This is a genomic window from Catellatospora sp. TT07R-123 (assembly GCF_018327705.1).
GTDB lineage: Bacteria > Actinomycetota > Actinomycetes > Mycobacteriales > Micromonosporaceae > Catellatospora.
Genome location: NZ_BNEM01000001.1, coordinates 2,919,437 through 2,931,168 on the forward strand (window position 1 = coordinate 2,919,437; position 11,732 = coordinate 2,931,168).

Genomic DNA, 11,732 nt, shown 5'->3' on the forward strand with positions numbered 1-11,732 from the left:
CACCAGGCAGTACGGCAGACCGGTGATTTCGCCGATGTCGCGGCCCCGCTACCGGCCGACACTGCGCTGATCACCCTGCGTCCCGATCCGTCCTGAGAGGAGCCACCGTGGTCGACCGTCCCGGATCCGCCCGCCGGGGGCGCGCCTGGCAGTTGCTGCTACTGGTCCCGGTGCTCGCGCCGCTGCCGGTCGGGCTCTACAACCGCGCCGAACCCCGGTTGTGGGGCATGCCGTTCTTCTACTGGTACCAGCTCGCCGACGCGCTGCTGGCCATGCTCGTGATCACCGTGGTGTACCAGGCGGCCAAGGGGCGGCGCCGATGACCGACCGGCAACTGGAGATCGGCGTCTTCGCCGCCCTGCTCGCGCTGATGCTGCTGCTCGGGTTCTACGCCGCGCGCTGGCGGCGCCCGCACACCCCGCACTCGCTGGAGGAGTGGGGCGTGGGCGGCCGCGCGTTCGGCAACTGGGTCACCTGGTTCCTGCTCGGCGGCAGCATGTACACCGCGTACACCTACATCGCCGTGCCCGCCCTGATGTACGGCGCCGGCGCGGTCGGCTTCTTCGCGGTGCCCTTCGCGATCGTCACCGCCCCCATGGCGTACGTCATCAGCACCCGCACCTGGTCGGTGTCGCACGCGCACGGCTTCGTCACCTCGGCCGAGTTCGCCCGCGCCCGGTTCGGCTCGCGCAGCCTCGCTGCGCTGGTCGCCGCCACCGGCATCGTGGCCACGCTGCCCTACATCGCGGTGCAGCTCATCGCGTTGCAGGCGATGCTGAAGACGCTCGGCGTGACCGGCGAGTGGCCGCTGCTGCTGGCCGTCGGCGTCGCCTCGGCGTGCACCTTCCGGGCCGGGCTGCGCGCCCCGGCGCTGCTGTCCATCGCCAAGGACGCGCTGCTGCTGTGGCTGCTGCTGTCGGTGGCCCTGCTCATCGCCATGTCCGGCGGCTGGACGGCGACGTTCCGGGGCGCGGCGACGCGGCTGGACGGCGACCTGTCCCCCGCCACCGGGCTGCTGCTGCCCCAGGGCGGGGCGCCGGGCTACCTCACGCTGGTCCTCGGGTCGGCGCTGGCGATCTTCGCGTACCCGCACGCGCTCACCGGCATCCTGGCCGCCCGCGACCGGGCCACCGTGCAGCGCAACACCGCCGCCCTGCCCGTCTACTGCCTGGCCCTGGGCCTGCTGGCGCTGCTCGGCTTCTTCGCCATCGGCCAGGGCGTGCGGCCGGTCGGCGGCGACCTCAACACCGTCGTGCCGCAGCTGTTCCACGAGGCGTTCCCGGCCTGGTGCGCCGGGATCGCGTACGCCGCCATCGCCGTCGCCGCGCTCATCCCGGCCGCGGTCATGTCCATCGCCGCGGCGAACCTGTTCACCCGGGGCGTCTACCGGGAATACCTGCGTCCGCGTGCGAGCTCGGCCGAGGAGGCCCTGGTCAGCCGGTGGGTGTCACTGCTGGCCAAGGTCGGCGCGCTGGCCTTCATCGTGCTGCTCGACCCCCGGTTCTCGGTGGAGTTGCAGCTCGTCGGCGGGGTGATCGTGCTCCAGACGGTGCCGGCGGTGGTCCTCGGGCTGTGGACCGCCTGGTTCCACCGGTTCGCGCTGATCGGCGGGCTGCTGTCGGGGCTGGCGGCCGGGGTGCTGCTGCTGTGGCGGGTGCCGCAGCGGGGGGCGGACGGGGCGGTGGTCAGGGCGCACTTCGGCGGGTCGAACCTGCCGCTGTCGGAGCTGGGGCTCGGGTGGGGCGGGGCGGTGTATGTGGGGGTGCTCGCATTGGCGGTGAACCTGCTGGTGGTGGTGGGTGCGACGGTGGTGCTGCGGGGGCTGCGGGTGCCGGCGGGGGCGGATCTGACGCGGCCGGAGGACTACCACGCCGATGCGGGCGACGGGGCGGCCGGGCGGGCGGAGGACCTGATCGACGGGCGCAGCGCCCGTACCCCCGCCCACGCCCGCTGACCCCGACCGTCCCACCCGCCCCCGCTCCCACCCCGTTTTTCATAAACGTTGGCCTATCTCATCGAGAACGATCTCCGTTTACTCGATGAGATAGGCCAACGTCTGTGGAAAACGGGGCGTGCGGGGCTGGCCGCCCGAGAGTGGCGGGGCGGGTGGAACGGCCGAGGAGGTCAGCCCACCAGTGGGCAGGTGACGCGGAACTCCTCGATCGACGAGCCGCTCGGGGCCGGGCAGAGGAACTGGTCGTAGCGGGTGTCGTTGTCCACGAAGCGCTTGTACCAGGAGATCATGTACTTCGCGACGGTCGTGTTCGACACCTGCGGGAAGAAGTGGCTGGCGCCGCTGAGCTCCAGATACGCCTTCTCCGTCGAGCTCGGGATGCTGTTGTAGAACGGGATCGAGTGCGACGACACCGGTGCGACCGTGTCGCTCTCCCCGCCGATGATCATCGTGGGCACGCTCAGCGTCGACCACGACTTGGTCAGGTTCCACGGCGCCAGGGGCACCGCGGCCTGGAGCGACGGCCGGGACCGGGCCGCCTCCAGGGTGCCGCCGCCGCCCATCGAGTGGCCGCCGACCGCCAGCCGCGACGAGTCCACCCGGGACCGGACCGCGCTGGAGCCGACCAGGTAGTCCAGCGCGGCCAGCAGCTGGCGGCCGCGGCTGTCGGGCTGGTCGTACACGGAGTTGGTCTCGATGCCGATGACGACGAAGCCCTGCGAGGCCAGGCGCGGGCCGAGCCAGCTGATGCTGGACCAGCTCGCGGTGTAGCCAGGACACAGCGCGATCGCGCCGAAGGTGCCCGCGCCGGTGGTGGTCGGGTAGTAGATCACGCCGCCGCCGAAGCCGGTGACCGACAGCCGGGAGACGCTGACCGAGGAGGTGGCGAACGGGCCCTGGGCGGCCTCGATGCTGGCGTTGGTGGGGGCGGGGCCGCGCTCGTACGGGTTGTCGGCGGCCTGCGCCGGTGCCGCGGCGGCGACGCCCGCCACCAGCGCGAAGGTGAGCGCGAGCAGGGCCCGTACGCCGAGGGAGCGGCGCGTACCTGGTTGCGTTGACTGCACGGGGATGCCTCCATCCACGATGGAACCGCCGGGCGGCTCCGGTCCGCATTGACAGCCGCCAGTCTTTGCGGTCGGGCACTCCCGGCGCATCGGTACAATCGCCCGTATCGGATGGGTACGCGCCCCGCACGCGGGGGTCGAGAAGGGCACCTTCTGCTGCGCGATGCGAGCTGAGCTACTGCTCGTCTCGCCGACGCGAGCCGACGAAGGTGCCCTTCCCTCAGCAGCGCCGCCTCAGGAGCAGCGCCAGCGCAGGGGGATGCCGTCTTCGTTGATGCGCAGCTGGAGGCCGCCGACCAGCACCCGGCCGTCGTCGCTGAGGCCGGAGGCCTCGGGATAGAAGTCGGGCATCCTCGTCTCCGGCGGGACCGGCAGGGGCAGCAGGCTCCCGGCTGACGCGAGCGCCGGGCCGCCGACGCCTCTGGTCGTCCAGCCCCGGGCGTTCACCACGTCATGCCAGAGCCCGGACGGCAGGTCGTGGACCTCCCCGGTGCGCAGGTTCCAGACGACGAACGCCAGTTTCGGTCCGCCCCGCGACGGCAGCGGGCCGTCGAAGAACATCTCGCCGACGACCCAGCCGTTGCGGATGTCGGATCCGTACGCGCCGATACCGTGGCGGCCGTCGATGGTCAGTGACGGCTTCAGCTCCTGCCATGATCCGTCGGGGCGCAGCGCGAACGAGTGGCTGTCGGTATTGCCGCCGACCTGCATGAGCACGGTGCCGTCGTCGTCGATCCCGATCACGCCCGCGCCGGTCGGCCAGTGGCCGGGCGGCTGCGGCAGGGGCTCGGGGTCGGCGTCCGGGGTCAGCCACCGTACGGGCTGCGATTTCGGGAAGTCGAGCCCCTTCCCCTCGACGAGCGCGTTACCCACGACCACGCCGCTGCCGTTGATGCCGACCGGCGACACGTCGGACCCCTTAAGCCTGGTCATCCTGCCGTCGCGGTAGAGCCAGGCCGTCTCCTCACGCTCGTTCAGCACCGTCGTGGCGACGGCCGTGCCGGCGGCGTTGACGTCGACGAACCGCTGCGACTGGCCGGCCAGCGGGACGCGCCGGACGCTGTCGCCGTCCCAGTAGAGCAGTGCCGTCTGCGTGACGCTGAGGATCGCCGACCCGATCACGTAGCGGCCGGTCGGGTCGACGGTGCCCGCCGCGCCGCCGCGCAGCCCCGCGGGCAGCGGCAGGCGGGCCACGGTGCAGGACGCGGGCAGGGCCGGGGGTGCGGCCGGGGCCGCCGACGGGGACGGGGCCAGCGGCTCGACGGCCTGGTGGGTGCCGCGGGGCCACAGGCTGACCCCCGCGACCAGCGCGACCGCGAGCACGGCGGCCGCCACGCCCCCGGCACGGCGCCGGTGGCGGCGGCGCCTGCCCAGGTGCAGGGCCCGCTCGGCCAGGTCCAGGGCCGGGGCGCGGTCGGCGATGTCGTCGAGCAGTTCCCTCAGGTCGCTCATGCCCGCACCTCCTGCGGCTCGCGGATCAGCACGTGCAGTTCGGGGGCGAGCTCGCGCAGCTTGCCCAGGGCGTACGACGTCTGGCTCTTGACCGTGCCGACCGACACGCCCATCGCGGCGGCGGCGTCGGCCTCGGACAGGTCCTCGAAGAAGCGCAGCACGATCACCGCGCGCTGCTTGCGGCTCAACTTCGCCAGCGCCTGCTCCAGCAGCACCCGGCGCACTGTGCTGGCGGCCACGTCGGTGCCGGACGCCCGCTCGGGCAGGCGCTCGGCGGAGTACTCGTTGCGCAGGTGGCGGCTGCGCCGCCAGAGGGACACGTGCTCGTTGTAGAGGATCCTGCGCAGGTACGCGTCGGGCTCGCCCGCCCGCGCCACCGCGGGCCACTTCGCGGCCAGCTTGACCAGCGCGGTCTGCAGCAGGTCCTCCGCGCCGTGATAGTCGCCGGTCAGCAGGTAAGCCAACCGTGACAGCCGTTTCATCCTCGCGTGCACGAAGTCGCGGAATCCGTCGTCGTCCACCATCGCCGCCCTTCCGTCGGCCGAACGCTACTCACGTCCCTCCTTCACGGCGGCGGCGTCCGGCGAGGTTGGAAAACGACACGCGAGAGCCCCCGGTTTCCCGGGGGCTCTCGCGAGGGGTGTATTGGGGTGTTTCAGGGATGGGCAGGTCGTCAGCCGGCCAGCGGGCCCTTGCCGTACTTGGCCAGCACCAGGTTGGCGGCCAGCTTCTCCCACTTGGCGTAGTGGAACGGGAACGCCGAGACCTGGACGGCCTGCGCGGCGTCGGTCAGCGCCATGTCCTGCCAGCCGGGCACGTTGACCAGGCCCTGGTAGAAGGCACGGGCGGCGTACTCCGGGGTGGTCAGCTGGTCCGGGGTGCCCCAGCCGGCCGACGGACGCTGCTGGAACAGGCCCAGCGAGTCGTGGTCGTTCTGGTCGCCCAGGTTACCCAGGTTGTTCAGGGTCGACTCCTGCGCGGCGGTCGCCAGGGCGATCACCCACGCGCGGGGCGGAAGCTTCATGTCCTGGCCGACCTTGATGATCGCCTCGGCGTTGGCCTTCTGCTCGGCGGTCGGCGCGAACGCGGTCTGCTCCGCGTCGACGCCCAGCGGCATCAGGTCGGCGGCGGTCGGCACCTTGACGTTCTTGGCCTTCTTGTGAGTCTGGGTCTGCTCGGACTTCACGACGGGCTTGGCGTCGTTGGCCTGCGGCGCTGCGGTCGCCGGAGCGGCGAAGCCGGTCAGCACGGCCATGCCGGTCGCGGCAAGAACGGCGCGAACGCTCGCGCGCTTGACGGCGGGCATGTGCTTGCGGATCAGGTCGACGTTGACCACGGGTGGAGATCCCTTCGTTGGGTGTCACGTACGAAGTGCGTTCACGTACGAAGTGCTGCAACCAAGAGTGCAGGTCCGACATGTCGGATGGGTACCCCTTGTGAAGCAGGTCTCAGGCATGATCACTTCATGCCAGACGGCGATTACACAGGGTCATTTCGAGGCTGGACGATCGGGTTGAACCCGACAAATCGCGTCGACAACCTCGCATATCACCGGCGTATCCCTTCGGATCGCGATAACGTATATGAAAACGTGTCATAATCGGTGAATTCGGGCCTGGCAGGACCCGGCCTGGCCGCGCCGGAAGGAGGAGCGTGTCCGCCCGCAAGGTGATGGCCTGGTACGGCGCCTGGATGGCGCTCCTGGCCGCTGCCTTCTACCGGTTCCCGGACCAGCACATCCTGATCTGGAGCCTGATCGGGTTCAGCGGGGTCGGGGCGATCGTCTACGGCATCGTCCGCTACCGGCCGCGCCGCTGGGCGCCCTGGCTGTGGCTGATGCTCGGCATGGCCCTGCTGTGCGTGGGCGACACCCTCTACAACGTGCTCACCGACCTGTACGGGGAGGTCAACCCCTTCCCCTCGCTGTCGGACATGCTCTACCTGGCCATGTATCCGCTGGTCACGATCGGCATGCTGGGCCTGTCCAAGGCGGGGGCGGCCAGCCGCGACCGCACCGTGCCGCTCGACGCCATGATCGTCACGGCCGGGCTCGGCCTGCTCTCGTGGATCTTCCTGATCAGCCCGCAGATCCTCAACGAGCAACTGACCATGAGCCAGCGCCTGGTGTCGGTGGCCTACCCGCTGGGCGACATCCTGCTGCTGGCCACGGTGGGCCGGCTGATCGCCGTGGTGCCGTTCAGCCCGGCCGTCGCCCTGCTCACTGCGGGCTCGATCGGCCTGCTCACCGCCGACGTCTTCTACGGCCTGGTCCAGCTGCACGGCCTCTGGCGCGTCGGCGGCCCGGTGGACCTGGGCTGGATCGTCTTCTACGCCTGCTGGGGCGCCGCCGGGCTGCACCCGTCGATGGCCGACCTGACCACGCCCCGCGTCGTCCGCCCGCGCGAGATGACCACCTTCCACCAGGTGCTGCTGACCGGTTTCGTCCTGGTCCCGCTGATCGTCCTGATCTACGGGGTGGGCCAGGGACGGCTGAAGTACCCGATGGTGATCGTGGCGTTCGTGGTGGCCACGTTCCTGCTGGCGATGATCCGGCTGTTCGGGGTGATCAACAGCTACCGCGGCAACACCATCCGCACCGCGGGCATCCGGTCCAGCAACGCCGCGCTGATGTCGGCCACCACCGTCGACGGGGTCACCTGGGTGCTCAAGCGCACCGCGGAGCGGCTGCTGCCGTCCGGCACGTCGTACCGCGCGGTCATGGTCATGAACGACGGCAGCGAGCCGGAGCTGTTCCCGCCGACCCCGGCCACCGGCTCGCGGATGCGCTTCACCCGCTCGCTGCCGCCGGAGCTCGCGTCGCAGCTGGGCGACTACGAGATCACGCTGCTGTGCCCGCTGGCCCTGGACGACCGGCCCATGGGCGACCCGAACATCGGCGTGCTGCTGCTCGCCAGCGACGAGATGTCGCTGAGCTACCTCCAGCTGCCGATGGAGGTGGTCGCCTCGCAGGCCGCGCTGGCCATCGAGCGCATCGTGCTCAACATCGAGATCACCCGGCACAACAGCGAGCAGTACTTCCGCACCCTGGTGCACAACACCGCGGACGTGATCCTGATCGTGGAACCGGACAGCGGGCGCATCCGGTACGCCAGCCCGTCCGCGCCCACCGTGCTGGGCATCGCCGACCTCGACGGCAAGAACCTGGGCGAACTGGTCGACAGCCCGCACCACACCCTCGTGACCGACCTGCTCGCCCTCGCCGCGGCCGAGGACGAGGCGGTCGACACCGCCGACTGGACGGTGCGCCGCCCCGACGGCACCTCGGTGCGCGTCGAGGTCTCCTGCCGCGACCTGCGCGACGAGCCGACGGTCGGCGGCCTGGTGGTGACCCTGCGCGACGTCACGGACCAGCGGCGGCTGGAGGCGGAGCTGACCCACCTGGCGTACCACGACTCGCTGACCGGGCTGGCCAACCGGGTCCGCTTCTCCGAGCGGATCTCGCAGGCCATCGCCCGCGCCGAGCACGACGGCACCGTGGTCGGCGTGCTCTTCATCGACCTGGACGACTTCAAGGTGGTCAACGACACCCTCGGCCACGAGCACGGCGACCAGCTGCTGCGGGCGGTCGGCGAGCGGCTGGGCGAGGTGCTGCGCGCCGACGACATCGCCGCACGGCTGGGCGGCGACGAGTTCGCGGCCCTGATCGAGGGCGCGCACGACGCCGCGACCATCGACGAGGTGGCGGGGCGGATCGTGGCGGCGCTGAGCGAGCCGTTCACCATCGACAACCGGATGGTCTCGGGCATGGCCAGCATCGGCATCTCCACCAGCGCCGACGCGGGCAACGCGCAGGACCTGCTGCGCCAGGCCGACATGGCGCTGTACGTCGCCAAGGGCGAGGGCAAGGGCCAGTGGCGCCGCTACCTGCCGGAACTGCACACCGCGATCGTGGAGCGGCTGGAGCTGCGCACCGAGCTCGACCAGGCCATCGCCGACCAGTCCTTCACGCTGGAGTTCCAGCCGATCGTGGAGCTGCGCACCGGCATCACCTCCGGGTATGAGGCGCTGGTGCGCTGGTACCACCCGACCCGGGGGCGGCTGCTGCCCGGCGAGTTCATCGAGGTGGCCGAGGAGTCGGGCCAGATCGTGTCCATCGGTGACCAGGTGCTGCGCAAGGCGATCTGCGAGGCGGCCCGGTGGCGGCGCGAGGCGGGGGCCGACTCGCCGTACGTCAGCATCAACGTCTCGGCCCGGCAGTTCCGCGCGCCGGGGTTCGTGGCGAGCGTGCACGACGCGCTCACCGACGCGGGGCTGCCGCCGCACCAGCTCATGCTGGAGATCACCGAGAGCCTGCTGCTGCGCGACGACGACCAGGTCTGGGAGGACCTGACCGAGCTGCGCACCACCGGGGTCCGGGTGGCCATCGACGACTTCGGCACCGGTTACTCCTCACTGAGCTACCTGCGCCACGTACCGCTGGACGTGGTCAAGATCGACCGCCTGTTCACCAGCACCATCGCGTCCTCGGCGCAGCAGGCGGCGCTGGTCGACGGCATCGTGCGGCTGGCGCACACGCTCGGCCTCCAGGTGATCGCCGAGGGCATCGAGCGCACCGTCGAGCGTGACCTGCTGTCGCGCATCGGCTGCCGGTACGGCCAGGGCTTCCTGTTCGCCCGGCCGCTGACCAGCGAGGACGCCCTGAAGTTCATGACCGCCCAGCACGTGCCGGCCTGACGGACGAGCAGTAGGGAGACGCGCGTGAGTCCCGCATCATCCGGAGTCCACATCCCTGACGCCCACCGCGTGCCCTCGACCGACCAGCTCGACCGGCTGCGCGCCGGCACCCGCATGTACGACGCGGTGATCGAGGAGGTCGACGGCCGCCGCATCCGCATCGGCGACCACTGGCTGGTCGACTACGCCTCCTGCAACTACCTCGGCTTCGACCTCGACGAGGAGATCATCGAGGCGTCGGCCGCCGCCATGCGCCGCTGGGGCACCCACCCCGGCTGGTCCCGGCTGCTGGGCAACCCGTCCCTCTACCCGCAGATCGAGGAGCGGCTGACCGAGCTGCTCGGCGCCCCGGACACGCTGGTCCTGCCGACGATCACGCACATCCACATGTCGGTGCTGCCCGCGCTGGTCGACGGCGGCACCGTCTTCGTCGAGGCCAACGCGCACAAGACGATCTACGACGGCGGCGCGTACGCCCGGGGCCTGGGCGCCCGGCTCTACCGCTGGCACATGAGCGACCCCGACGAGCTGGTGCGGCTGCTGCGCTCGGCCGACCCGGACCGGCCCCGCGTCGTCTGCCTCGACGGCGTCAACAGCATGACCGGCAACGTGCCCGACCTGCCCGCCCTGGCCGCGATCTGCCGCGAGCACGACGCCCTCATGTACGTCGACGACGCCCACGGCTTCGGCGTCATCGGCGAGCGCGGCGGCGACGAGAGCAGCCCGTACGGCTCGCGCGGCAACGCGGTGGTGCGCCACTGCGGGGAGACCTACGACAACCTGGTGCTGATCGGCGGGTTCTCCAAGGCGTACTCGGCGCTGCTGGCGTTCGTGGCGGCGCCGACGGCGGTGAAGGAGCACCTGAAGCTCGCCGCGCCGCCGTACCTCTACTCCGGGCCGTCGCCGACCGCGTCGCTGGGCGGGGTGCTGGCCGGGTTCGACGTCAACGCCAAGCGCGGCGAGACGCTGCGCGCCCACCTCTACGAGCTGACCAGGCGGGTGCTCGACCACCTGCGCGACCTGGGCGTGCACACGCCCAACCGGCACGGCACGCCGGTGCTCGAACTGCCCCTGGCCGACGGGTACGACCTGGCCGAGGTCGCCGACCTGCTGTGGCGGCGCGGCGTCTACGTCACGCTCGCCGCGTACCCGCTGGTGCCCCGCGGCCAGGTCGGCTTCCGGCTCCAGCTGACCTCGGCGCATACCCACGAGCAGGTCGACGCCCTCAACGCGGTCCTCTCCGACCTCGCCTCCCGCCACGCCCTCCGCCCCGCCCAGCCCTGACCCGCCCACCCAAGATCAGCCAAGTTGCCGGGCAATCGGGGGAAAGAACGGCCAAGATACGCCCGATTGCCGGGCAACTTCGAGGGGTGGGGGCGCGGGCGCCAAGATGGGGGTATGGCCGAACGACGCGACCGCGACGACGCTGGACGTCCCCGCAACGCCCGACCCCGCGACGAGCTGGGACGACCGCTGCCGCGCGGGGCGCAGGGCATGGCGACCACACCTGACGACCTGCACCTGTCCCCCGCCGAGTCGCTGGCGCAGGCGCAGCGGCTGCTCGACGCGGGGCACGCGTTCCACGCGCACGAGGTGCTGGAGGCGGCGTGGAAGGCGGCGCCGGAGCCGGAGCGGGAGCTGTGGCGGGGGCTGGCGCAGCTGGCGGTCGGGCTAACCCACGCCCGGCGCGGCAACGCCGCCGGGGCCGCCCGGCTGCTCGACCGGGCGGCCGACCGGATCGCGGGATACCGCGACCGGGCGCCGTACGGCATCGCCGCCGCGGAGCTCGCGACCTGGGCGAAGACGCTGTCGACCAGGATCACCCCGGCCACCCTGCCGACCCTCGCCGACCCCGACCTCACCCCACACCTGATCACCTGACCCGCCGCCCCGGCCGCACCCCACCCGTTCTTGATAGACGTTGGCCTATGACGTCGAGAAGGATCTACGCCCAATCGATGTCATAGGCCAACGTCTATGAGAAACGGGTGGGGCGGTGGCGAAGCGCGGGAGATGTCCTCGCGGTTGCTCGGGGTGAGGAGCCGCGGTCAGGCGATCTTGATGTTGATCGACGCGCCTGGGGGCATGGCCCGGACCTGGTCGTGGATCTGGCCCGCGATGTCCACGGCCATGACGAAGTCGGCCACCTCGATGGTCTCCAGGCCCACCTTGCCGCCCAGCACCGGCGGGGGCATGAACGTGAAGACCTGGTCGGGGCCGAGCGTGAGGCCGCGGGCCTGGGCGCCCAGGGCCAGGCCGCCGAGCAGGTAGCGGTCCTCGCCCTCCTCGGTGTTCAGCGACGCCTCCAGGTCGGCGCCGGTCGGCCATACGGCGGTGAGCAGGCGGCCCTCGATCACGTCGAGGTAGCTGACCCCGTCGGTGCCGGCCAGGAAGACGTCGCCGAACAGCGACGTGAAGACCGGCTTGCGCCCGGCCAGGTCGAGCCAGGCCCACGACTCCAGGGCCCGCGCGTACTGCTCGTCGGTGAACGTCTTGGTCAGCTGCATCCAGGCATTATCCCCACCCCGCTCCCCACCCGCACCCGCCACCGCCCTCCGGGCCGCCTC

Annotated in this window: 10 protein-coding genes; 5 read left to right on the plus strand and 5 right to left on the minus strand. The window is 71.5% G+C overall.

What is annotated here, in order from left to right; genetic code table 11:
- Positions 1-107 precede the first annotated feature (107 nt).
- Positions 108-323 carry a DUF3311 domain-containing protein gene (locus tag Cs7R123_RS12415; RefSeq protein WP_244871780.1) on the plus strand — a complete coding sequence of 72 codons (216 nt, stop codon included), beginning with the start codon at positions 108-110 and terminating at the stop codon, positions 321-323.
- Positions 320-1,954 (plus strand): sodium:solute symporter, encoded by a 1,635-nt coding sequence (locus Cs7R123_RS12420; RefSeq protein WP_212826218.1) that lies wholly within the window; start codon positions 320-322, stop codon positions 1,952-1,954. The genes Cs7R123_RS12415 and Cs7R123_RS12420 overlap by 4 nt, the downstream gene beginning before the upstream one ends.
- Before the next feature lie 170 nt (positions 1,955-2,124).
- Here Cs7R123_RS12420 and Cs7R123_RS12425 read toward each other — a convergent pair whose 3' ends face one another.
- From Cs7R123_RS12425 to Cs7R123_RS12440, 4 genes are all read right to left on the minus strand, one after another.
- A complete protein-coding gene (locus tag Cs7R123_RS12425; RefSeq protein ID WP_244871781.1) occupies positions 2,125-3,018 on the minus strand; it encodes an alpha/beta hydrolase in 894 nt (297 codons plus the stop codon).
- A gap of 234 nt (positions 3,019-3,252) precedes the next feature.
- Positions 3,253-4,470, minus strand: a complete 1,218-nt coding sequence (locus Cs7R123_RS12430; RefSeq protein ID WP_212826220.1) for a hypothetical protein — start codon at positions 4,468-4,470, stop codon at positions 3,253-3,255.
- A complete protein-coding gene (locus Cs7R123_RS12435) occupies positions 4,467-4,994 on the minus strand; it encodes a SigE family RNA polymerase sigma factor (RefSeq protein WP_212826222.1) in 528 nt (175 codons plus the stop codon). Before Cs7R123_RS12435 ends, Cs7R123_RS12430 begins: the two co-directional genes overlap by 4 nt.
- Before the next feature lie 149 nt (positions 4,995-5,143).
- Positions 5,144-5,776, minus strand: coding sequence for a hypothetical protein (locus tag Cs7R123_RS12440; protein ID WP_212829116.1), 633 nt, complete (start codon positions 5,774-5,776; stop codon positions 5,144-5,146).
- Between the two features lie 347 nt (positions 5,777-6,123).
- Between Cs7R123_RS12440 and Cs7R123_RS12445 the strand changes: the two genes are divergently transcribed.
- The 3 genes from Cs7R123_RS12445 to Cs7R123_RS12455 all read left to right on the plus strand — a co-directional run bounded on the left by Cs7R123_RS12445 (position 6,124) and on the right by Cs7R123_RS12455 (position 11,046).
- Positions 6,124-9,165 (plus strand): bifunctional diguanylate cyclase/phosphodiesterase, encoded by a 3,042-nt coding sequence (locus Cs7R123_RS12445; RefSeq protein WP_212826224.1) that lies wholly within the window; start codon positions 6,124-6,126, stop codon positions 9,163-9,165.
- A gap of 24 nt (positions 9,166-9,189) precedes the next feature.
- Positions 9,190-10,449, plus strand: a complete 1,260-nt coding sequence (locus Cs7R123_RS12450; protein WP_244871782.1) for a pyridoxal phosphate-dependent aminotransferase family protein — start codon at positions 9,190-9,192, stop codon at positions 10,447-10,449.
- Between the two features lie 114 nt (positions 10,450-10,563).
- Positions 10,564-11,046, plus strand: a complete 483-nt coding sequence (locus Cs7R123_RS12455; protein WP_212826226.1) for a DUF309 domain-containing protein — start codon at positions 10,564-10,566, stop codon at positions 11,044-11,046.
- Positions 11,047-11,213: 167 nt separating this feature from the next.
- Here Cs7R123_RS12455 and Cs7R123_RS12460 read toward each other — a convergent pair whose 3' ends face one another.
- Positions 11,214-11,672 carry a T6SS immunity protein Tdi1 domain-containing protein gene (locus tag Cs7R123_RS12460; protein WP_212826228.1) on the minus strand — a complete coding sequence of 153 codons (459 nt, stop codon included), beginning with the start codon at positions 11,670-11,672 and terminating at the stop codon, positions 11,214-11,216.
- Positions 11,673-11,732: the final 60 nt, after the last annotated feature.